The sequence below is a fragment of the Paenibacillus woosongensis genome, assembly GCF_030122845.1.
Taxonomy (GTDB): Bacteria; Bacillota; Bacilli; order Paenibacillales; family Paenibacillaceae; genus Fontibacillus; species Fontibacillus woosongensis_A.
Window position 1 is genome coordinate 1,177,963 of record NZ_CP126084.1, and the last position, 24,929, is coordinate 1,202,891.

Annotated in this window: 12 protein-coding genes and 3 pseudogenes; 14 read left to right on the plus strand and 1 reads right to left on the minus strand. The window is 47.1% G+C overall.

Annotated features, from left to right (window positions below; genetic code table 11):
- The first annotated feature begins 129 nt into the window (after window positions 1-129).
- The 11 genes and pseudogenes from QNH46_RS05175 to QNH46_RS05225 all read left to right on the plus strand — a co-directional run bounded on the left by QNH46_RS05175 (window position 130) and on the right by QNH46_RS05225 (window position 20,319).
- On the plus strand, window positions 130-4,920 hold the full coding sequence (locus tag QNH46_RS05175) for a chitobiase/beta-hexosaminidase C-terminal domain-containing protein (protein WP_283928354.1): 4,791 nt from the start codon (window positions 130-132) through the stop codon (window positions 4,918-4,920).
- Window positions 4,921-5,208: 288 nt separating this feature from the next.
- Complete coding sequence (locus QNH46_RS05180) at window positions 5,209-8,445, plus strand: S-layer homology domain-containing protein (RefSeq protein ID WP_283927175.1); 3,237 nt, start codon at window positions 5,209-5,211, stop codon at window positions 8,443-8,445.
- Window positions 8,446-8,654: 209 nt separating this feature from the next.
- Window positions 8,655-11,957, plus strand: a complete 3,303-nt coding sequence (locus QNH46_RS05185; protein WP_007130934.1) for an S-layer homology domain-containing protein — start codon at window positions 8,655-8,657, stop codon at window positions 11,955-11,957.
- A gap of 1,192 nt (window positions 11,958-13,149) precedes the next feature.
- Window positions 13,150-14,391, plus strand: coding sequence for a group II intron reverse transcriptase/maturase (gene ltrA, locus QNH46_RS05190; protein ID WP_283927176.1), 1,242 nt, complete (start codon window positions 13,150-13,152; stop codon window positions 14,389-14,391).
- A gap of 169 nt (window positions 14,392-14,560) precedes the next feature.
- The gene (ltrA, locus tag QNH46_RS05195; protein ID WP_055107312.1) at window positions 14,561-15,853 is read left to right on the plus strand and encodes a group II intron reverse transcriptase/maturase; all 1,293 of its coding nucleotides are present in this window, start codon (window positions 14,561-14,563) and stop codon (window positions 15,851-15,853) included.
- Window positions 15,854-16,486: 633 nt separating this feature from the next.
- A pseudogene (locus tag QNH46_RS05200) lies at window positions 16,487-16,666 on the plus strand (group II intron reverse transcriptase/maturase); the annotation flags it as partial.
- The gene (locus QNH46_RS05205; protein WP_347342953.1) at window positions 16,653-17,021 is read left to right on the plus strand and encodes a hypothetical protein; all 369 of its coding nucleotides are present in this window, start codon (window positions 16,653-16,655) and stop codon (window positions 17,019-17,021) included. The pseudogene QNH46_RS05200 and the gene QNH46_RS05205, both read left to right, overlap by 14 nt.
- A gap of 196 nt (window positions 17,022-17,217) precedes the next feature.
- Window positions 17,218-17,310 (plus strand): annotated as a pseudogene (locus tag QNH46_RS05210) (GTP cyclohydrolase); the annotation flags it as partial.
- Between the two features lie 1,286 nt (window positions 17,311-18,596).
- Complete coding sequence (locus tag QNH46_RS05215) at window positions 18,597-18,743, plus strand: conjugal transfer protein (RefSeq protein WP_095397571.1); 147 nt, start codon at window positions 18,597-18,599, stop codon at window positions 18,741-18,743.
- A complete protein-coding gene (locus QNH46_RS05220; RefSeq protein ID WP_283927177.1) occupies window positions 18,740-19,096 on the plus strand; it encodes a recombinase family protein in 357 nt (118 codons plus the stop codon). The genes QNH46_RS05215 and QNH46_RS05220 overlap by 4 nt, the downstream gene beginning before the upstream one ends.
- An 881-nt stretch (window positions 19,097-19,977) precedes the next feature.
- Entirely contained in the window at window positions 19,978-20,319 is a 342-nt protein-coding gene (locus QNH46_RS05225) for a type II toxin-antitoxin system HicA family toxin (RefSeq protein ID WP_283927178.1), read from the plus strand.
- Between the two features lie 53 nt (window positions 20,320-20,372).
- Here the strand turns inward: QNH46_RS05225 and QNH46_RS05230 are convergent, their stop codons facing one another.
- A complete protein-coding gene (locus QNH46_RS05230) occupies window positions 20,373-21,260 on the minus strand; it encodes an amidase domain-containing protein (RefSeq protein ID WP_283927179.1) in 888 nt (295 codons plus the stop codon).
- A gap of 1,141 nt (window positions 21,261-22,401) precedes the next feature.
- Here QNH46_RS05230 and QNH46_RS05235 point away from each other — a divergent pair.
- The 3 genes and pseudogenes from QNH46_RS05235 to QNH46_RS05245 form a co-directional block, all read left to right on the plus strand.
- Complete coding sequence (locus QNH46_RS05235) at window positions 22,402-22,548, plus strand: hypothetical protein (protein WP_054819302.1); 147 nt, start codon at window positions 22,402-22,404, stop codon at window positions 22,546-22,548.
- Window positions 22,549-22,619: 71 nt separating this feature from the next.
- The gene (locus QNH46_RS05240; RefSeq protein WP_283927180.1) at window positions 22,620-24,395 is read left to right on the plus strand and encodes a recombinase family protein; all 1,776 of its coding nucleotides are present in this window, start codon (window positions 22,620-22,622) and stop codon (window positions 24,393-24,395) included.
- A 210-nt stretch (window positions 24,396-24,605) separates the two neighbouring features.
- Window positions 24,606-24,836 (plus strand): annotated as a pseudogene (locus QNH46_RS05245) (phosphotransferase-like protein); the annotation flags it as partial.
- Window positions 24,837-24,929: the final 93 nt, after the last annotated feature.

Sequence of the window (24,929 nt, forward strand, 5' to 3'; positions counted from 1 at the left end):
GATTGGAAGAATATACAATAGATGGGGTGAAGCTATGCAGAGATTAACTTGAAGGAGGATTTGTAAGAGATGAATCCATGGGGAAAAAGCTTGGAACAATCATACATATGCAACAGGAGGAGCGGCTTGGTGAAGCTGTGCATCGCTTTGCTGCTCATCCAGTCGTTTCTGATCACGGTACCCTATGACAACGTGTCTGCTCAAGGGAGTTTTCATCCAGCCTTGAGTGATCGTTGGGGCGGGGTCCAGCAGATTGCAGGAGGGCGTTACCATTCCCTCGCTTTAACAGCGGACGGGGAAGTGCTGGCTTGGGGATCGAATGGGTATGGCAAAACAACGGTGCCGCTTGAGGCACAGTCCAATATTGTTTCGGTGAGCGCAGGACAGGATCACTCCCTGGCTCTCACATCCGGCGGCGAGGTCATCGCCTGGGGTGGGGGAAGATTCGGCGAAGCCAATGTACCGGCAGAAGCGAAAAGCGATATTATAGCGATTGCATCGGGTCCTGCTGCCTTCCATTCGTTAGCCCTCACTTCCTCAGGGAAAGTCATTGCCTGGGGTTCCAATTCTTACGGTCAATCGGATGTGCCGGAAGAAGCGGAAAGCGGCGTTATCGCCATTGCGGCAGGGTATTGGCATTCTTTAGCGTTAACGGCTGCCGGAGAAGTGATTGCATGGGGAGATGGGCGCGAAGGAAAACTCGATGTGCCTGACGAGGTGCAGGGCCAGGTAGTAGCCATTAGTGCAGGATTTAAACATTCTTTGGCGTTAACGGCTTCGGGCAAGGTGGTTGCTTGGGGGAGCGACGATTACGGACAATCTTCTGTGCCGGAAGAAGCGGAAAGCGGCGTTATCGCCATTGCGGCAGGGGAAAAACATTCTCTGGCCTTGAAATCTGACGGCTCTGTCATTGCCTGGGGCATTTCAGACGGTTCGTGGGAAGACAACGGACAAACGGTTGTACCCGAAACTGCGAAAAGTGGTGTGATCGCGATTGCAGCGGGATACCGACATTCGCTTGCCTTGAAAGCGGATGGGACGATCATTGCCTGGGGGGATAATGGTCAAGGTCAGACTGACGTGCCGGAACATGTCCATGAACGTGTGAAAGCCAAACAATTGGCTGCCGGGAGAAACCATTCGCTTGCGTTAACCTCCGATGGCCAAGTACTCGGCTGGGGAAGCGATCTGTACAATCGCCTTGCGATTCCTGCCGATTTGCAAGATGTGCGCGCCATTGAGGTGGGGGAGGAGTTTTCTCTGGCATTAAAAGCCGATGGCACGATTGTGATCTGGGGAGACGGTTCTCATTATGCGGCGATTCCACCTGAAGTGCAAGGACAGACAGTGGCAATCAGCGTAGGCAGCTATCACGCTTTGGCGTTGCAAGCCGATGGCACAGTCGTTGCCTGGGGTAGAATTGAAGGGGGGGAGAATGATAAGCGGCTCGATGTGCCTGATGATTTGGATCAGGTGATTGCCGTTAGTGCAGGATTGTTTCACTCCCTTGCTCTGAAGGCTGACGGTACAGTAGTGATTTGGGGAGCGAATCAATGGAACCAGCTGGATATGCCAGGTGGTCTGCATGATGTAAAAGCGATTAGCGCAGGACATTACCATTCCTTGGCGCTTAAAACGGATGGTACGGTGGTCGCTTGGGGAGATAATACGTTTAAACAGTTAGAAGTGCCCGAAAACCTGCAGGATGTTGTGGCCATCAGTGCAGGTCGCCATCATTCCGTTGCTTTAAAGTCGGACGGCACGGTGGTTGCCTGGGGAAATAACACATTTAACCAACTCGAAGTTCCTTCTAATTTGCGTGAAGTTGTAGCGATTTCGGCAGGTACACCTCTCACGTTAGCCTTGCAAGCTGACGGAGCGATTGTCGGCTGGGGCGATAATGTCTCGGATCAACTCATCATTCCAACAAGCGATCTCGAAACGATTGAGCTAAGAGATCAGAGCGGTCGGGAATTGGGACTCTTGTTTGATCCATCGAAGCAGGAATACACCGTTCCGATTGACAATAGCATCACTTCAGTGAATGTGCTGGCTACACTGGAAAACCCGGAGTATGCCGATGTGTATGTGAATGGTAAGCGACAATCCGATCAGGTCGAAGGAGTCAATATACCAGTAACCGATGAGCAAACGGTCGTTACCGTGGAAGTCGTCCCTTATTTGCAAGAAAGTAAAACGTATACGATCACGCTCTCACAAGAAGCGGAGCCAGAGCAAGTATCGAAGCCAGTCGCCAGTCCTGCGGGCGGTGCGGTTCCGGCTGGGACAACGGTGACGTTGAGCACGTATACGAACGATGCAATGATCTACTACACAACTGACGGCAGCACGCCTACTAGCAGCAGCATCGAATATACCGCGCCCATCGAAGTGACTGGGGGAATGACGCTCAAGGCAATTGCCGTAAAGGACGGCATGCTAGACAGCGAAGTGCTGGAGGAGCATTACACGATCTTACCTCCTGATCAAGTCGCCAAGCCGATCGCAAGTCCTGCGGGAGGTGCAGTCCCGGCTGGTACAACGGTGACGTTGAGCACGTATACGAACGATGCAACAATCTACTACACGATGGACGGCAGCAAACCGACAAGCAGCAGCGCCGAATATACCGCACCCATCGAAGTGACGGAGGAAATGACGCTCAAAGCGATTGCGGTGAAGGAAGGCATGCTGGACAGCGAGGTAATGGAGGAACAGTATACAATCCTGCAACCGGGGCAGGTAGCTTCGCCGATCGCAAGTCCGTCCGGCGGAGCGGTTCCATCTGGCACGAAGGTAACATTGAGCACGACAACTGAAGGAGCAACAATCTACTACACAACGGACGGCAGCGAACCGACAAGCAGCAGTGCCGAATATACCACGCCCATCGAAGTGACGGAGGAAATGACGATCAAAGCGATTGCGGTGAAGGAAGGTATGCTCGACAGCGAAGTGATGGGGGAGCATTACACGATCCTATTACCTGATCAAGTAGCGAAACCTGTTGCAGATCCATCAGGTGGTGCGGTTCCATCTGGCACCAAGGTGAGGTTGAGCACGACAACTGAAGGAGCAACAATCTACTACACGACGGACGGCAGCAAACCGACAAGCAACAGTGCCGAATATACCGCACCCATCGAAGTGATTGGGGGAATGACGCTCAAGGCGATTGCGGTGAAGGCAGGTATGCTAGACAGCGAAGTGCTGGAGGAGCATTACACGATCCTATTACCTGATCAAGTAGCGAAACCTGTTGCAGATCCATCAGGTGGTGCGGTTCCATCTGGCACCAAGGTGACGTTGAGCACGACAACTGAAGGAGCAACAATCTACTACACGACGGACGGCAGTACGCCAACGAGCAACAGTGCCGAATATACCACGCCCATCGAAGTGACCGCAAAGATGACGATCAAGGCAATTGCAGTGAAGTCTGGCATGCTCGACAGCGAAGAGATGGAAGAACAATATACGATTCTATCACCTGATCAAGTAGCGAAACCTGTTGCAGATCCATCAGGCGGTACGGTTCCGTCTGGTACAAGGGTGACATTGAGTTCGTCGACCGAAGGAGCGACGATTTATTACACGACGGATGGCAGCACGCCGACAAGCAGCAGTATGGAATATACCACACCCATTGAAGTGACCTCGGAGATGACGCTCAAGGCAATTGCAGTAAAGGCTGGCATGCTTGACAGCGAAGAGATGGAGGAACAGTATACGATTGCAACGATACCTGCACCAGCGAATTTAACAGCTTCTGCGGCTGATCGTTCCGTTACATTAAAGTGGGATGCTGTCACGGGAACAGGCAGCGTGACTTACGCAGTTTACCAAGCGGAAGGCCCATCGGCTTCTGTCGATCCGGCGAACTGGAAGCTCATTCAATCGAATGTTACAGCGAACTCCTATATCGTCACAGGATTGACGAACGGAACAACGTATGCATTTGCAGTGAAGGCTATCTCTGAGGAAGGAGCCAGTGATATCTCCAACGTAGCGACAGCGACCCCAAGAGCACCAGGGGGGAACAGTGATTCAGGAGGCGGTTGGGGTGGATATGTATTATCTAGTAATGCTGACTTGGCAGATTTGCAAGTATGGGCAAACGAGAAATCGTTGAAACTAAGCCCTTCATTTACTTCTGGAACAACAGAATATACGGCCCGTACAGAAGGCGAACGAATTGAGATTGTGGTCAAAGAAGCTCACTCCGCGGCGAAAGTGATATGGAAGGGCAAGGTAATTACGGACAGTATTCAAGTCGATTTGGAGGAAGGCGACAATACGATTGAGCTAACGGTACAAGCGGAGAATGGCACGAAGAAAACCTATACGCTGACCATTTATCGTGAAATGCCAAAGCCAAATGAACCGGTTATTGCATTTACCGACATCGCTGGACACTGGGCGGAGGACTATATCATGCGTGCTGTAGAGAAAGGCTTTGTCAGCGGTTATCCGGACGGCACTTTTGAGCCAAACAATCCGGTTACTCGCGCCGAGTTTACTGTGATGCTGGCAGGTGCATTGAAACTGGAAGGCAACGGTTCTGAGCTAACTTTCACGGATCATGACCGGATCGGCGGATGGGCGAAGCAAGCCGTTGCGCAGGCCGTACAAGCGGGCATCGTGGATGGGTACAACGATGGCAGCTTCCGTCCAAACGCACAGATCACCCGCGTAGAAATGGCTGCGATGATCGCTCGGGCGTTACAACTACAGCTTAACGCTAACGCGTCAACCGGCTTTGCCGATGATGAAGCGATTCCGCAGTGGGCGAAAGGGGCGGTCGAAGCCATCCGCAAACTTGGCATTGTCGATGGCCGCGGCGGAAACCGTTTTGTGCCGAACGAAACGGCTACCCGTGCAGAAGCGACGGTGATGCTGCTAAGATTGTTGGATAGATGATAGAGCATCGTGCTGACAAGTATTTCCCTCATCGTCACGAAGTGAAATCAATGTCCGTCCTATATAGACTGGAAACGCACTTGTAATCTGTATGCTGCATGATGACGATCACCGGAAAGCCGTATGAGGGAAAACCTCACGTACGGTTTGATGAGGAGGGGCTGGCTCCGCCCAGCCTTTCACTCTAGCTTCAATGTTTTCAGTTTGAAATGAGTAAATCTTTTTATAATGGTTGCCAGGTTTTTAGCGTTTTCTTCATTGATACATTGATACAAAGGTGGGAAATATATGAAGATGAATAAAAAATTCAATCTGTTATTCGCTATTTTTTGTTATATGGCCATTATACTTGTCGATGGCAGCGTTGAAGCATCTGCTGCTGAGTCGTTTATACAAGGCTCTGGATATGAGCAAGGGAATTATGACCTGGAAGCGATTCAACCGACGGCGTTTAACTGGACGAGACAGTCGAGGTTTTCCGGCAGCGAAGCGTTTGATATGAAATGGTCATTTAAAACTGAAGGACGTGTACGTTCATCACCGGCGATAGCTGCAGACGGTACAATTTATGTCGGCTCAGACGACGGGCATTTGTATGCGTTGACGGCGAGTGGCGAGCAGAAATGGAAATTTGCGATCAATGGTAGTGATTTTGGCAACCCCGGCATTTATTCGTCGCCATCCATCGGAGCTGATGGGACGATCTACGTCGGGGGGGATGACAGTTATTTATATGCGATTCATCCAGACGGTACTTTGAAATGGGATTTGAAAATAGGGTCACTGGTTTTCGTGTCCCCTTCACCAGCCATCGGAGCGGACGGGACGATTTATGTCGCTACCGAGGACGGTACTTTTCATGCAATTTCCGACGATGGAGACACGGGAAGGGAAAAGTGGTCATACAAAATATCAGCATTTTGGCCGATGATTAAGTCGTCCCCGGTAATTGCAGCTGATGGTAAGATCTATGTGGGTGATTTCGAAGGTATTCTCTATGCATTTGAACCGGAGCAAGATGCGGATGATGTCAAGCCGAAATGGATCTTTGAAACTAAAACGGGTAGTGCGATCAGAGCGACACCGGCAATCGGGGATGATGGGACGATCTACTTGGGTTCAGAGGATGGTAATTTATATGTACTGGATTCGTCGGGTCAATTACAATGGAGGTTTGATGCAAAAGATCCGATCTCCAGCACTCCGGTTATCGGTTCTGACGGTACGATCTATATAAAGACTCATTCGAAACTCTATGCATTTGCGCCGCAACAAGCGGCGGATGACGTTAGCCCCAGATGGTCGGCGGAATTTGGATACGTTACTTATGCTACGCCGATTGTCGATGCCAATGGCATGCTTTATGTCGGAACTCACGACAGCAATTTGTACGCGATAGATTCAGCGGGCAATATGCGGTGGTCATTTCAGACAGGCGGTTCGATTACTTCATCAGCGGCCATCGGTGCCGATGGTACGATTTATGTGGGTTCTTACGATGGACATTTATATGCGATCGGGCAGGTTGATATAAATGCTCCGACTAACGTAACGGCAAAGGCTGGAGAAAGGTCTGTGCAGCTTGAATGGGAGGTGGTTTCTGATGCCTCCTCTTACGCAATCTATATGGCTACAGGATCAGAGCCGCCGGATACGCAGGATTTATCGAACTGGAAACCATTAAATGACGAGCCGCTTATGGACACATCATGGCTGGTTGATGAGTTAAAGGCAGGAACAAAATATTGGTTTGCTGTGCAAGCCGTTACTGAAGGGAATAGTAGAAGCCAGTTGTCAGCTCCGGTTAGCGCAACGCCGTATGCTGTGGTAAAAGCGGTGAATGATCTCAATACGCTTGAAATAAGCAAGCATATCACGAGCGATCAATTAGCGCAATATTTGCCAATCGAGGTTTCTATACAACTGCACAACGAGACGTTAGAGCCGGATGTGGGAGTCAATTGGGAAATAGTGAATTCTGATTACAATCCGGATCAATCTGGGACATATTGGATATCTGGAAGCTTGCAATTGCCCGAATATTATCTGAACCCGGATAAATTGAAGGCAAAGCTACAGGTTCGTGTTTTACCGGGGTCGAATGCCAAGTTGTCTGAGATTCGAATCAATGGTAAAATTTTAGAAAATTTCAATCCAGATCTGTTTACTTATTATTTGACGGTACCTTATTCAATGGATCGCGTGACAGTAACAGCTTCAACTTACGACTCATCGGCATCGTATGAGGTGATTGGTGGGCAAGAAGCGGTGCTCGAGATCGGTGACAATTCGATTTATATCCAAGTTATATCAGAAAATGAAAAGGAGGAGCGCACTTATTCTTTATACATTGAGCGCCAACTGCTAACGATTACGGAAATTCATAGGCCAGATACGATATATGTGCCTTATAACACGAAGTTGCAGGATGTTTCCGTACCCGATTCGGTGTATGTTACGTTGGACGATCTTCGCACGATTGAGGTGCAAGTGAGCTGGAATGAAGTTCACCCTGAATACAATGGCAAGGTGGCTGGTCGTTATGAATTTATAGGCACCTTGCAATTGCCTGAGTGGGTGAACAATCCGCTGAATATCAAGGCGAAGGTAAGTGTGATCGTGCTGGACGAGCGTAAGCGAAGCTCCTCGTCATCACCGTCTTCCCGTACGGATCGTGTTTCCAGCGATGCCAAGCTTTCATCACTGGAAATATGGGCAAACGGTCGGATGTTAACTTTACAACCTTCGTTTGCTCCTGATGTGCATGATTACACCGTATTTACAGATGCAGAGGAAATGGTATTTATTGCTCAAGCAGCGCACGATGCGGCCGAAGTGTACGTTGATGGTGTACTTTTGTCACGCTCGGTGCCGATCAGCAAGAAGCTGACAAGTGGCAACAATGAGTTCACGTTTGTCGTTCGTGCGGAAGACGGTACCGAGAAGCGATATACGCTGACCGTGATTCGAGAGACGGCTACTCATGAATCGTCGATGCCATTTTCTGATATTGCCGGACACTGGGCGGAGGACTATATCATGCGTGCTGTAGAGAAAGGCTTTGTCAGCGGTTATCCGGACGGCACTTTTGAGCCAAACAATCCGGTTACTCGCGCCGAGTTTACTGTGATGCTGGCAGGTGCATTGAAACTGGAAGGCAACGGTTCTGAGCTAACTTTCACGGATCATGACCGGATCGGCGGATGGGCGAAGCAAGCCGTTGCGCAGGCCGTACAAGCGGGCATCGTGGATGGGTACAACGATGGCAGCTTCCGTCCAAACGCACAGATCACCCGCGTAGAAATGGCTGCGATGATCGCTCGGGCGTTACAACTACAGCTTAACGCTAACGCGTCAACCGGCTTTGCCGATGATGAAGCGATTCCGCAGTGGGCGAAAGGGGCGGTCGAAGCCATCCGCAAACTTGGCATTGTCGATGGCCGCGGCGGAAACCGGTTTGTGCCGAACGAAACGGCTACCCGTGCAGAAGCGACGGTGATGCTGCTAAGATTGTTGGATAGATGATAGAGCATCGTGCTGACAAGTATTTCCCTCCGATTGGGAAGCGATCAGTTCCGACGAATCCGGGGAACAACAGCAGTGCGTGAACAAGGCCATGCTTGCGATGGAAAGAATTGATCTGGAAGCCTTGGAGAAGGCGAGGAGTGGACTTTATGACGGACAATGATGTGGAACTTGCGGTCTCCGCACATTAGAAAGGAAGTGAAAGGAAAATGAGACCGTTTAAATCATCCGTTCTGTTGGCGGCGTTAGTTCTTTTTTTCGGATGGACCTGGACACAACTGTTTGGGAATGTCGGCATATCGGTTCAGGCCGCCGATGACGGTGCATTCGCGCCGTTAAGCAGTGATTTTGCCGGCGGCTCAGGCACGGAAGAAGCCCCGTATATTATCGAAACCGCTGAACAGCTGAACAAAGTGAGAGATTATCTGGATGCCCATTTCAAATTGGGAGCCGATATTAATCTTTCAACTTACAGTTCCGGAGAAGGATGGTTGCCAATCGCAACGGAATACTCTTCTCCTTTTACCGGAACATTTGATGGCAACGGCTATCAAATTACAGGTTTAAAGATCAACCGTGAAGATGAGAACTACCAATCTTTGTTTGGAGTAACGTCAGAAACGGCTGTCATCCGGAATGTCCATCTCGAGGTCGTGGAGATCAAGGGGTATGATTACATCGGCGGGTTAGTAGGGTATAGCTACGGGATGATTGAAAACAGTACGGTAACGGGAACCCTTATTCGAGGAGAAATGAAGGTTGGCGGGTTAGCCGGTATTGTTAGAAATGACGTGATCGGGTCATCCGCCCATATCGAAGTTGTCGGAGAGCGTGAAGTCGGGGGTCTGGCAGGTCTATTTAGGGGTTCGACTGGTAAAAAGATTACGATTCGCGATTCATTTGCAACTGGTGACGTTGCGGGCATAAATAATCTTGTAGGTGGTTTAGTTGGCATAATTTCATCGGGAAATATAGGAAGTGTCAATGAAATCACGAATTCATATGCGACTGGGGAGGTTAATGGAGACCAGCTTGTAGGTGGATTTGTTGGTAAAGCTGAAGCCCTTCCATCTGGTGTGGTCAGAATTAAGAACTCCTATGCGACAGGGAATGTCAACGGTAAGCAATACGTGGGTGGTTTGATCGGATTTAATGTTACAAATGGTTACGATTCGCCAATAAGTTCAGTGATAGAAGTTGAGCATTGTTACGCGACAGGCAAGGTAACAGGTCATTCTGAGACTGGCGGGCTGGTCGGGGCGAATAATGAATATGAAGAAAGAGGAAATATCATTGAGGTCGCCGGCAGCTACTGGTTGACCGATAGCTATACGGATGGTGAACTCCCTGACAATGGAATCGGAATACCTGTGGAAGAGGCGGATCTCCGCGATCCGGAAACATTTAAGGATTGGGATCTCACAGAGGGCTGGTACCAGTACGACGGACATCGGCCATTTCTCCAATGGCAAAACCCGCTCATCTCCTGGGCTGCGTCCATTGCAAACGATCAGTTGAACCTTGACGACAAGACCCACATTACCGTGAATACGGAACATCAAAACGGGGATCGCTACAATGCGACAACAACCGCCAGGTATAGCGTTGATCCGGATGACCCCGAAATTGTGCGTGTTGATCCTAACGGGGAGGTCAGCACCGTCAAAGGCGGCAAAGCGACGATCACCGTCTCCTTATTCGACAAGTCCGAGACTCTCGACATCGTCGTGGACAGCGGAAATCCGGAACCGCCGACGATCACCCTTCATCCCGACGGCTGGACCAATGCTGCCAAAGTGGAAGTGGCGATCGACCACAGCGCCGCTAACCCAAGGCAGACAGATGTTCACACGATTCGTGTGAAAGTCGGCGACAAGGAGTGGGAGGATCGTGCATTTAACGGTACACCTATCCGCTTAGAGGTGACGGAAGAAGGGCAAACGAAGATCCAGGCGCAAGCGATGGATGACATCGGCAATAAGAGTACGATCGTTGAGCGGACCGTGAAGATCAGCAGAAGCGGCCTGAAGCTGGATGTGGATTTGTATTTTACCGATAATGACAGTAAAGCATATCCCAGCGGAACGTGGACGAACCAAAGTGTGACCGCAGCGGTTTATGCTTCTCATGACCACGGGATCGCGCTGCGGCCCATTGCATATTCGTTGGATGAAGGAGCGGCTTGGGAGATTTATCATGATCCGCTCGACTTCACAACAGAGGGGCAGTACTCGCTTTGGTTCAGAGTGGAAGATGTATTAGGCAATGAAATGAGCGAGCATGTACTCATCCGTATCGATCACACGAATCCGGAGATCGAATTGAAACCCGACGGCGATGAAACCCTTTCGCGGACCATATCCAGTCAAGTCAACGTGAAGGACGACGGCAGCGGGATCGATGCCGCTTCCCTCCGTTATGTTTGGTCAACGAGTTCAGACCCGTTGGATGAACATGCATATTGGCAACCTTTCATTAACCAAAGCACGTTGAGTCATGCAGACAAAAACGGCGGCGACTGGTATTTGCACATTTACGCCAAAGATCAGGTTGGTCAAGAGAGTTACCGAATATCCCGGCGCTTTCGTTTAGAGCGGGAGCCGGTTTCTTCAGAACCGCCGAGTCCGCCTGTCTATATCCGCTCCGGCAATGCAACACTGAGGGAGCTCATCTTGTCAGAAGGCGCGTTGATACCGGAATTTTCGGGGGACATTACGACGTACAAGGCTTTGATCCCGCATGATGCTGACAGCATCCAGCTCACGATCCGTGCTGCACATCATCAGGCTGGAATCAGCGTGAATGGTCGGCAAGTCCGGAGTGATCAGGGAAGCATTCGCATCCCCTTGCACACGGATACGGATATCATTGACATCGTGGTCACTGCAGAAGACGGAACGCGCAGAACGTATTCCATCACCGTGGAACGTATGCAAGAGGAGATGCCGGACCCGCCTTCCCCGGAGCCGTTATTTGCGGATATTGCGGGTCATTGGGCGGAGCCGTTCATTCAGGAAGCCTATGCAAAAGGCATCATTGCCGGATACCCTGACGGTACGTTTAGACCGGATCATGCCGTCACCCGCGCTGAATTTACGTTGATGCTCGTTCGTGCCTTGCGGCTGGAAGGAGAAGCGGGAGGCGATGCGCCTGCTTTTGCGGACGGGGAGCAAATTGGCGAATGGGCAAAGCAAGCGATTGATTTGGCGGCAAGGGCAGGCATTGTTTCAGGATATGAAGATGGAACATTTCGACCTGGTCGCCCGGTCACTCGTGTGGAAATGGCGGTGATGATCGCAAGAGCAACAGGAGCGGAGTTGACCGACCATACGCACACCCGATTTGCAGACGATGCCCGTATTCCGGCATGGGCGAAAAGTTACGTGGAAGAGGTTCGTATCATGGGCATCATTCACGGTCGCGATCGCAATCTCTTCGCGCCGAATGAGACTCTGACCCGCGCGGAAGCGGTCACCAGTATCCTGAGATTGTTGGAGCTGTTGTCACAATAAGGTTTGGTGCAGAAGCGCTTTTGCTTCTGCACCTTTTTTTTGCGGCGTGCCCAGCTAAGCACGCATCTTCTAGCCGGTGAAAGTCCGGTCGCGGGAAGGGCCAAGCCCCCGCGTAGCTAGGATACCTACGTATGGCGAAATCTGTACGTAGAAGCGTATCGACGAAAGTACCTGTCAGAGGCAGGGCGAGCAACATACCAGGCCGTAACATGAAAGTGAATCCTGCCGCGTCGTCAAAAAGGCCTCGCAAGAGGGAAAAGAGGAAGCCGAGTCCCGCGTACATGGACGAAGGCCATGGAAGCTGCCTAGAACTTGGAGCGGCAGTGAAGAATCCTCCGGCGTAGAGGGAACGGCATGGTATGAAAGAGGATGCAGTGAACTGGGGAGGCCCTCCCCTGCACGGTTGCAGAAACCGTAAAGAGGCCTTCTATAAGCCCCAGAGGTGAAGTGAACGGTCTGCAGGAAGGGAGTCCGAGGGGCTCATAGTGCGTGCGTGGCAGCACGCTCATCAGGTGGGTTAAAGTCCCACTGAGTCTCGGACTAGGAGACTTATATCCAAACCTGGGGGTAATTCCTCAGGGGCTAGTGTTACAAATACTAGAGGGCAGGGCGTTCACCGCGAGGTGAAGTCTGAAGGGCTTGAGGAGAAATACCAGGCCGTAGTAAAACGGGGCTACCCGCATTTGCGAACCGGTCGGCCAAAGATGGGGCAAGGTCGAGCCTGCACTATGGAGGCGAAGGCGTCACTAGTTCACCCATCGTACCAAGGTGTGTGCGGACGGCATGGTATGGAAGATGAGCGTAGTAACCCACGGAGATCTCGTAATGTCTGGATGCTAGCACCCTTAAGGACAGGTGGGTAAAGAAAGTCGGAATGGTCGCGTTGTGTCTGCCATTCTTTTCAGGGATACACAACTATCCAGTAATGTGGACTATAAGGAAACCCCGAAATGTACACAAACGCATTGCGAGAAGTCGGAGAGCTGAATAGTACTTCAACAAACGAACAACAGAAATGTTTGGACTACTATCTAAGTATAGTGGCGTCTATTTCATTCAAAAGATGAATGGACGGGGAAGGCGGCTCGCTTTATGGAACCAAAGTCTGAATTGGTGTTGTGAGTAAAGCATACAAGAACGGACAGTTCCCTATGTGAAAGACCCAAAACTTGTTGTGGAGGATACGAAGCCAATGAAAGACCAAGGTACAGTTAAGAAGATTCACTCACTAATAGATAAGGTTTATCATCCAACAAACCTAAGGAAAGCATGGGAAACAGTTAGAGCAAATAATGGGAGTGGAGGCATTGATAAAGTCAGTGTTTCAGAATTTGATCAGTTATCTAATGAAGAATTAGATAGATTGTATCAGCAATTAAAAGATGATTCCTATCAACCGATTCCGGTCAGAAGAGTAAACATCCCAAAGAGGAACAAACCAAATGAGAAAAGACCGTTAGGTATTCCAGCAATACGTGATCGAGTCTGTCAACAAGCTCTTAAGAATCGGCTAGAACCCATCTTCGAACCATGCTTTAGTGATTGCAGTTTTGGATACAGAACCGGTAGATCAACACATCAAGCAATGCGAAAAATCTATCGAGAAATACTAAATGGAAACGAATGGGTTCTAGATGCGGATTTAAAGGACTTCTTTGGAAGTGTTCATCATGAAAGACTAATTGATATGATCGCTGAAAAGGTTAGTGATGGGAGAGTCTTACGACTCATTAGACAAATGCTTCAGGCGGGATATATGGAGAAAGGAAAGAAATATTCTACTCATCAAGGTACACCGCAAGGTGGAGTAATCAGCCCACTCTTCAGTAACATCTACCTTACACCATTCGACCATGAAATGGTTAGAAAAGGGCATTGTCTAACAAGATTTGCTGATGATTGGGTAGTCCTTTGCAAAACTCGGACTGATGCTGTAAGAGCCTTTAACGATGCTAAGGCAATACTTGCTTCATTAGGGTTAACGCTTCACCCAGAAAAGACTCGAATCACCCATATCAAATGGGGTTTCGAATTCCTCGGCTACAAAGTAAAGCAAGGAAAAGGACTTAGACTCCCCAAAAGTAAAATCAAGAAGCAACCTAATCAGATGAATCTCTATGCTGTTCCAACTGAGAAGTCAGTTAAAAGGTTCATGGATACGATCAGAAATCGAACAAAGCGGAGGATTCCCAAGTCCTTATACGAATTGATCGAAAGCATCAATCCTGTAATTAGAGGGTGGGGCACCTACTATCGCAAAGCTCATATTCGAAAGTTGTTCAATAAATTGCAGCGTTGGATCATTAGACGTATTTGGTGGCGGAACACTGGATGGAAGCGAATTCCCGAACCAAGACTCTACGCAGAATATAAATTAGTAAACCTAATCTCTCTTATTCCAGACTTGAATCTGAAAACTGCATTCAAAGGATGACATAAAGGAAAGCGGATTACGGGAACACTGTACGATCCGTTTGATTGAGCGGACGGAGGAAGGCATTAGCCAACCTCCTTCGACTCTACACCGTGGAACGCAGGACAACACAACCTGCGGGAGGGAAGGAGCCCTGCTTTGTTCAAGTTTCTTGAGGAGGTACGAGTCAGTGAATGCCAAACGGCTAACAACACCAGAGGAAAACGTTCAACAACTCCAAGGGAAACTCGGTCATGCGGCCAAGGAGAACAAGAAGCGAAGATTTCACGCGCTGTACGACAAGGTCTATCGGGTAGACATCTTATGGGAAGCGTGGCGAAGGGTACGAGCCAACGAGGGCTCGGCAGGAGTGGATGGAGAGACGTTGGCAGACATCGAGAAACAGGGAGAAATGCGTTTTGTGCTTGAATGTCAACGGCTACTGAAAGAAGGGAAGTACCATCCACAACCCGTTAGACGCCACTACATCCCGAAGAAAGATGGCAAACTGCGACCGCTGGGGATCCCGACGGTGAGAGACCGCGTCATCCAGATGGCGACCAAACTCGTCATGGAACCCATTTTCGAGGCGGATTTTCAGGACACGTCTTTCGGTTTTCGGCCTAAGCGGAGCGCGAAACAGGCGTTGGAGCGAATCCGGAAAGCATGCAACCGCAAAGGAAATTGGGTGGTCGACGTCGACATCCAAGGCTACTTCGACAACATCAATCAGGAGAAACTGATGAAGCTGATCGAAATGCGGATCAGTGACAGGCGAATCTTGAAGTTGGTGAGGAAGTGGTTAGGTGCGGGAGTGATGGAAGAAGGAAACATCCGACGCTCAGACTTGGGTACACCGCAAGGGGGAGTGATCTCACCACTACTGGCGAACATCTACCTGAATTACTTTGATCTTCTGTGGGAACGACATGGCGGTAAGCTTGGGGAACTGACGCGTTATGCAGATGATCTGGTGATCATCTGCAAGACGAAGAAGGACGCACAGCGGGCCTATGAACTCATACGAGCGATTATGGAACGCCTGGAATTAACCCTGCACCCCACGAAAACGCGCATCGTTGGACTTTGGACTGGGGAAGAAGGCTTCGATTTTCTGGGCATGCATCATCGAAAGACGAAGGCCGAAACATCCAAAGGCCAAGTGTACTACACAACCCAGCAGTGGTTGTGCCGGAAGGCGGAAGAGCGAATACGGGAAGGGGTAAAAGAGCGATTAGCTCCGCCAGGTATGCGACGCCTGAGTTTCGAAGAGCACGTGGAGTACCTGAATCCAAAGATTCAAGGCTGGCGCAATTACTACTACACAGCTTACAGCCAGAGGAAGATGGCGAAGTTGGATTGGTATATCCGGCAGCGGTTTGCGAAGTGGTATGCTAAGAAACACAAACGCAGACGATGGTTGAGTTCGCTGCGCGAAGTGAAGTCTTTGTCTATTCAATATGGACTTAAAACGCTCTTGTAATCTGCATGCTCATGATGACGAACATCGGAAAGCCGTATGAGGGAAAACCTCACGTACGGTTTGATGAGGAGGGGCTGGGCCCCGCCCAGCCTTTCACTCTAGCCCGGCATGGGTGCCGTGCTTTAGGGGAAAGTCCCAAGCGGGGGCTGGCGAGCACCTACCGTTAGCCAAAAGTAAGGGTGTCCATCGTGAGGTGGAATCTGAAGGAAGCTGGAGGCAAACACTCGACCTGAGATACACGAATCCAATGTGAGGCTAGTACAGTCGGATGAGTCTGCGAAACAAGGCGAAGTCCTAAGCCGCCAAGGGCTGTATGAGTATATTGGACAGGTGCATGGATGAAAGTACGCATCCTTATCCGGGGAGGCCTGCATGGCACGCCATCTGAGGATGGTAACCAAGGCCGTAAGGTTTTGCTGAGCGTGCAGGAGTCAGCAGAGGTCATAGTGCGTGAGTAAGGGACGCCTGAAAAAGGGAAGGGCCAAACGTCAACTCAGGGATGGATCAGACGTTTTCGAGAACGACGCGTTGAAGCAGAATTCCTATGGAACTCCTTCAGGGAAGTACGGGTGAAGCCCAGAGGACCTTGAAGTGATGGTTAAGCGTCGTCCGGCAAACTCCGAGCCCCATGAGTACTGGCCGCTTATACGACAACAATTATTAGAAGGGGCCTATCAAACGGCACCAGTCCGAAGGGTCGAAATCCCGAAACCCGACGGCGTTGTCAGATTATTTGGCATTTCGACTGTGGTAGATCGCTTTATCCAACAGGCTCTTCTCCAAGTGCTTACTCCTATCTTTGAAGCACATTTTGTCAATGACAATTGAAACCGATCGGGAAGATATAAAGCGGCTTTTTGCTCCGGTTGCACCGGGAATTAAGCTGCGAATTCAAGCATTAAGAGAAGTACATGAGGTAGGGATAACTACACAAGCGTCAATTTCACCTGTACTGCCGTTCACTCCGGATTTCCCAAAGTTACTGGAAGGTATCGTAGATCGGATATGGATAGATACACTTAATATCGGGGATGGTTCGATGGGGAAACACTCTGAACGACTCGGCATGCACCAGTTGTTCAAAGCCTATGGACTTTCGGAATGGTATCAAAAAGATATCCATCTCAGAGTAGAAAAGTACTTTAAAAAACATTCCCTCAAGAAATGATTCATGTTTCCAAAGAAGAAGCTTTTCCGGTCTTTGAGAAAGGTACTTAGTTCAGATGAAACCATACCTGGATACTAATTCACAGGCTATATAGTTTGCCCCTTAAGGATAACTCTCAACATAACTGTCGCAATATAAGCACAAGATAAGACAAGGCTTTTCCAGAAAACCAACGAAATGGAGTTTATACATGTCAGTTTTACGCGATTTCGAAAATGCAGAGCACGCCTTAATTCGATTTCATTCCATCTACCATACTGGAGATGTTTTTGGCAGTAGGAGGGCAGAACAAGTGCAGCTTATTCATTCATTGCATGCAGGGTCGAGCGGTAGACAATGACCAGCACCTATATATATAATGAGTAATCTGAACAACCTGCAGCGCATTAAGCTCTTAACAAATAAAAGAAAGCGACCCGCCAAATTCGAGTCTCCTCCCATACCAATCATGTTCGTAACTTACAAAGTCACAATTATAGTTAAATAACTCAGGTCAGGATATAGCTTTAAAGTGAAGTAATACCGGACTGGAAAACAACATATCGAATTTGCAAACTAAGCAAAAAAATCAATGAATTTCCATAAAATCAAAGTATAATCGGAGAGAATTAATTCCACAGATATTTACATAAGATCAAAAAGCAGTAGAGCCTTTCTTGAAAAGCTTCCTGCTTCTTCTGAACTCTCTTGAATTATTCTTCGGGATCCACCAGTTCACTAGCTTCCACCCTCAACGGGATTTTCTTCACTTTGTTCAGTTTCCTTACATGTAAAGCTGGTTATTGACCGAGATGTAATCGCGACAGCATTAAGTGGCCATTTTTAATTTTTTTCGGCAACAGATACATCCCATCTTTTCTGTAACCGAGATTAAACTCTCGGCGCATGTGGATGATGATCTCGAAATACTCACATTATTTTCCCTCAAATTGATTCATCATTTTTTTGAGCTTTCTGACAAAGCTCAGAACCTCTCTTGTTGGGACCATTTCTTCCATACCTCGCCATTATTATAGCTCACGCTACCGGAGATTTCTAATCTCTGTACCAAGAGCTTTCTATCCTCTCCTATTTATTTTTTCGCAGAAAGGTCCGATTTTGGCTTCAAAATGAAAAGGATGATAGAGGGGCATGTCCTCTACTGTTTTTCCGTACCTTGAAAATTAAATACCATCCATTCCAGTACGTTCCCCGCATGCCTAGGAAAGCCAATTTGCAGGTGCGCCATGACCATTCTGTTTTTTTTTCGATCTATGTTTGAAGTAGCAGGGTGAGAGCGATTTTTGTCCATGCAATAATAAATGGTGGTTCCATTTAAGGCGATGACCCATGCGGGGGATAATGATACTTCCGTCCAGCCACAGCTCTGCTTTTAGGCAGATCACGCAATGGGGGCGGCTTGCAGCGATCCTGGGAGAGGTATTCGGACTATACCTATGAGGCCGTTAACCACCGGCCGCTGGAATTGGATTTATGCGATATAACCAAAACAAGGAAGAACAGAGATGCGTATAAGGTTATCGTCCTTTGTCGCATCTCTGTTTAAGATGTAATGAACCAAACGGGGGGCTTATGATGAGTCGAAAATTAATCAGATATAGCATGCAAATTGCCATGTTGAAACAATTATTTGCTCTGTCATTGATTTCGGAAAAAGAGTTTACTCTTATCAAAAACAAAACCATGAAGGAATACGATGTTGTTTCAGACCTGACTTCTTGATTCATACAATTGTTGGTCTGCTTAACTCTTATTACACTGATCGTGATAATAAGACGAAAGGAGCCTTAACAATGGGGTATGCAGTTGAAGTAATCAAAGCCAATCGGAAGCTATCAGATCGTGTTGGAGGAAGGCCAGACCGTCTGCGCGTTGCTCCTTATGCCAGAGTGAGTACCGACACGGAAGAACAGTTAAGCAGCTATAAGTCGCAAGTTGCTCACTATACAGATATGGTTAGCCAACGAAACGATTGGATATTGGTGGACATTTACGCGGATGAAGCCATCACTGGAACCCAAGTGAAGAAACGTGATGATTTTCAACGGCTGGGAGTTTGTTGTCCAATAGGATGAAATACATCAAAACTACGTGATCGGGTCTGTCGTAAGCGTCTAATAAGTAAGTGTATAGGAACTCTCTTATCGACTTTCCTTTGGGGATAAATCGACGGATCAACCCATTGCGTCGTTCATTCTTTTGAATCTTGGTTACCGCAAATTCAATGAATGCAGGGACCGTTGTAAGCGTGTATTTGGCTCCATAGCGAGCACGATTCTGTTCATAGACGGCTTGCAGGGTCAAGACAAACATAGTCCACCAGGCACCAATGCCAAGAACGGGAATATATACAGCGCTTAGCAGTTCATGTCCGAAGTAAGACGGATTGAATAAGGTTTGGGTGATCAAGCCTCCTCCACAATGGCATAGGCCAATCCGAGGAGAAGAATCGCAGGCCAGCACCGGCCGGACCGACGGGCCAATTCCCGTACAAGCAATGCTCCTCGGCCATATAAGGGTGCCAGAAAAATGTAGTTTTCGATTGCATCACGGGAGACTAGAGGCTAATGCCAACCTCTCTGAGTATTTATTTCACTAAGATGTATTACTGGAAGCTTTTTTATTGAGAGCAGAGAACCTGTATTATATAGACTTTACTGCTTTCATAATATAGACGACCATTCCTATCAAAATTTAACGATAAAATATCAACAAAATAAACTTGCGCACGGAACGCCTCACAGTTTTTTAGATCACGATTTCAACCCTTTACAATTGATATTTACAATATTATACATACCCTTTAGTACACCCATCTCGATTCATTTGCGTCTCCGCTACTCTAATCATTTTTTGGAGTTTATCAACATATAATGGTACAATGAACGAAAACTTATGTTTGGCGGTGAAACATAAACATATGAGGAAACCTTGGAAAATCGCGGTAATAATAGTGTTGGCTGCTATTGTCCTAATTTTAATCGGGGGTGGCTTGTATATTAATAACATTGGGTACAACAATGTAAAGAATATGTATAAGTTATATACCTCGGATCAGAAAGTAATTTTTGTAGAGAAAGATAACGATGGAAACAGGCAGTATCTTACCCGAGTAGCCGAGCCTGACGAACTTCTAAAGGAGCGAATGAAAAACGACGGCTGGAAATTCATTAGACAGGATGGTGCCGGATATTTTTTTGAAAAGGATAATCAAGAAGCAATTATTACTATCAAAAAATGGAATCATAAATATTTTATCTATAAGGTTCCGAACATAACTGTCAATATTGAGGGATAAAGAAACCCGCTCATACAAAGGCGGGTTTCTTTACCCATTCTAAATAAGCATTATTAATTGTCGGCTTTGTCTATTTCGTAACCATAGACTACAAAACCGCCTCCATACCAGTCTTGGAGGGTCGTCAACTCTTTTTTATCATCTGTATGTTGTGTAAGATATTTGTTGTTGTTATAATTTCCAGTATTCTTGGTAATTAACGCCGTGTGATCAATATCACCGTCACCAGTAAAATCGGCGCTTACAGCATCACCAGTTTGTAAGTCGGTAACACTTGGAGCAACCCCGGCTCTTCCTCTCCAATGCAAATAGAATTTATGCGCACCCCCCCATGTATAGGACGGAACCAATGGGCCAAAATGCCAAGATTCATTGCTTGTGTAGTGGGCTCCGTACTGGAAATTCATTCCTCCCGCGCGAAGGGACTGCGACACAAAGTTTGCGCAGTCGTTCCATTTGGTCCAACATTTTTTGTCTGTCACATCACACCCTGCTTTTTCAGCGTAGTAGGTAGAATATACCGGATTGCGACCATCCCACCATTCGTAGGCATAATCTCTGGCAGCAATGTTATCGTACCCGTTTGACGCTGCGGTTAAAGATATGTCCGTGGCGTTCTCTAACGCTTTTGCGGAATCCGGAGCCTCATTACCTGCCGTTGTTGGTGCATCGAAAACTGGCAGAAGGAGAGCCAATTCGTCAGTTTGGTCTTTAGAGGGCTGTACCCGTTGGTTCAGCAGGTTTTTGTACTCGTTCAATTGATCATTCTTTGCGTAGTTTTCATTCAAATCAATGAACTTAACGAAAGCTAATATTTTCTTCATGTCCTCCGCGTTAAACTCATCAAAGGCAGTTCCCAACGAAAGAACATACTGTTGATATTCAACATTGTCAAAATCTGCTGTCATTTGCACACCTTTTTTGAGCATGTGCTGATCCACAAGTTCAATAGCATCCCTGTGTTCAATCAATCCTTTTTCTGTTTCCTGATCGGGGTCACCTGGAAGTACCGGATATAAAAATTAGTTCTCCGTTCCTGTCGCCGCGCTGTTGCTTTTGGTCGCCACGATTTTGCAGACTTGTCAGCCATCATCCGCTTCCTTCTACCTCGAACACAATGCTTTAACCTATTGTCCTAGCGCTGGGAACAAATGTCGCAGGATCGAACGGAGCGCGTGCTGCTGATCTGTGATGAATCCTACCTTATGATCAAGCCGAACGTTCCGCAAAGCCTTGTCTTTCTGAGAAATGTCGAAAAGTGAGCCCGGAAATACGAACCAGCCTCGCTATTGTTTCACACACTGTCGTAGATTTTTTTAGTCCCCGAAGTCAAGATGTACGGTCAAGCGCTTCTTGATATTCCTTGCATTAAAATCTCGATGGGAACCGGCGGATGACGATGTCTTGAAATACTTCACGTTCTTTTCCCTCAAATTGATTCATCATTTTTTCGAGCTTTCTGACAAAGCTTAGAACCTCTCTTGTTGGGACCATTTCTTCCATAATGTGATCACCTCGCCATCATTATAGCTCACGATGCCGAAGATTTCTAATCTGTACAAAGAGCTTTCTATCCTCTCCGATTTATTTTTTTCGCAGAAAGGTCCGATTTTGGCTTCAAAATGAAACGGATGATAGAGGGGCATGTCCCCTGCTGTTTTTCTGTACCTTGAAAATCAAATACCATCCATTCCGGTACGTTCCTCGCATGTCTAGGAAGCCAAATTGCAGGTGCGCCATGACCACCCTGCCTTTTTTCGGAAAAGAAGACAACAAGGTGAGAGCGATTTTTGCCCGTGCAATAATAAATGGTGGTTCCATTTTTGGCGATGACCCATGCGGGGGATAATGATACTTCCGTCCAGCCACAGCTCTGCTTTTAGGCAGATCACGCAATGGGGGCGGCTTGCAGCGATCCTGGGAGAGGTATTCTGACAATACCTATGAGGCCGTTAACCACCGGCCGCTGGAATTGGATTTATGCGATACAACCAAAACAAGGAAGAACAGAGATGCGTATAAGGTGATCGTCCTTTGTCGCATCTCTGTTTTAGATGTAATGAACCAAACGGGGGGGTTATGATGAGTCGAAAATTAATCAGATATAGCATGCAAATTGCCATGTTGAAACAATTATTGGCTCTGTCACTGATTTCGGAAAAAGAGTTTACTCTTATCAAAAACAAAACCATGAAGGAATACGATGTTGTTTCAGACCTGACTTCTTGATTCGCACAATTGTTGGTCTGCTTAACTCTTATTACACTGATCGTGATAATAAGACGAAAGGAGCCTTAACAATGGGGTATACAGTTGAAGTAATCAAAGCCAATCGGAAGCTATCAGATCGTGTTGGAGGAAGGCCAGACCGTCTGCGCGTTGCTCCTTATGCCAGAGTGAGTACCGACACGGAAGAACAGTTAAGCAGCTATAAGTCGCAAGTTGCTCACTATACAGATATGGTTAGCCAACGAAACGATTGGATATTGGTGGACATTTACGCGGATGAAGCTATCACGGGAACCCAAGTGAAGAAACGTGATGATTTTCAACGGCTGATAAAGGATTGCATGGATGGCAAAATTGATATGGTTATTACCAAGTCCATTTCAAGGTTTGCCAGAAATACTGTGGACACTTTGAAATATGTTCGCATGTTGAAAGAAAGAAACGTCGCTGTATTTTTTGAGAAAGAGAATATCAACACGCTTACTATGGATGGGGAATTGTTACTAACCATTTTAAGTTCGGTTGCTCAACAAGAGGTTGAGAATATTTCTTCTATTGTAAAAATGGGCTTGAAAATGAAAATGCAACGTGGGGAACTGGTTGGATTTCAAAGCTGCCTTGGATATGACTATGATCCCGTTACCAAACAGATATCGGTAAACGAAGAAGAAGCTAAGATTGTACGCTACATCTTTGAGCGCTATATTTCTGGTGTTGGTGCATACGTGATTGCAAAAGAACTGATGGAATTCGGATATAAGACGAAAAGAGGGAATCCCGAATGGAATGATACAACTGTTCTAGGCATTATTAAGAATGAGAAATATAAAGGTGATCTCCTTCAGGGAAAGACGTTTACTCTCGATCCGATTTCCAAGCGCAGACTTGAAAATCATGGTGAGGAAGATCAATACTACATCAAAAATCATCATGAGCCAATTGTCAGCGAAGAAGTCTTTAACAAGGCACAGGATATATTGCACCGTAGAGGAAAAAATCGCGGGAAGCTTAAACAAGGCAGTAAACGGGAAAAATACAGTAGGAAATTCGCTTTTAGCAGCAAGTTGGAATGTGCGTTCTGTGGTTCCAACTTCTCTCGGCGGAGTTGGAATAGTGGTACATCGCATGAAAAGACAATTTGGCAGTGTACCACTAACACGAAGAAGGGAAAAAGATTTTGTCCGCACAGCAAAGGAATAGAAGAAAAAATTATTGAAGGTGCATTTATTGAAACGTACAAATTAGTTTGTAGTAATCATAAGGATGTGTTAGACGAATTATTAATCAGAATGGAATCCGTATTTAGTGACCAGAACAATCAAAAACAATTGAACAAAATTATAAATGAAATCCAGGCGATTGAACATAAGCGCTGTAAACTGATCGACTTGCATCTGGAAGAAAAAATAGACCGCCCAACATATGAGCGTAAGTTTGAGGAACTCGAATCCACGTTGACCGAACTGCTCGACGAAAGAGAGGGATTGGAGGAAGCGGCGCAAGAAGAAATCAATATCGAGAAAAGAATTGAACATTTCCGCAAAGTGCTTCAAACGAATGCCATCCTGTCTACATTTGACCGGAATGTGTTTGAGAGCGTCGTTGATAAAGTTATAATTGGAGAGAGCCTTAATGAAGGTAACCCTAATCCTTATAAGCTAACTTTTATCTATAAAACAGGCTTTACGAGCAGCGTTCAAGCCAAGATGGGCAGGCAAAATCGAAAAAAGCCCTCAGTAAATGAAAGGAGTGATTCATGTTCCTATTCCCAACTCAACACATGTGGAGTGCTGCTCACTGTTGGTTTGGAGCGGGACATAATTCGGAGATGTCTTGGCGAAAAATAGAGCATAACCAGTGAAAGCCTGTGGTCTAATTCTCCACAGGCTTTTTTGAGTTAAGTTTTGCTAACATTTAGTGTTGACTTTTCCGCTAAACTAACTGGCAGGATATTACAGTCGTTTCTCGAATACTTTCGGGGTTGGATAAATTTATAAACCCTGTGAATATAACGTTATCCGAAAGATGCGATAATTTTATAGGTGAGGGTGATTCGATTGGAGCAAGGACTTATTGTATTGTTGAACGGAACCTCAAGTTCAGGAAAGACTAGTATTTCTATGGAACTGATCAATCAGAAAGAGATTCTTTTTCATCATTTATCAATTGATGATTTTTTTCATAACTTCAATGATTTTATTGATAAAAAATTTCCGGATTTTAAACCTGCAAGAGAAGTAGATGATCAAGTTATTGCACAAATCATTTTTGATCCCATAGCCTCAATGTAATACCCCTGACATTTCCACGTCGGGAACTTTTTTATTATCATTAGTTAGCAGGATTTAGTTGGATATTGACGAAGACACAGGAAGTGGGGA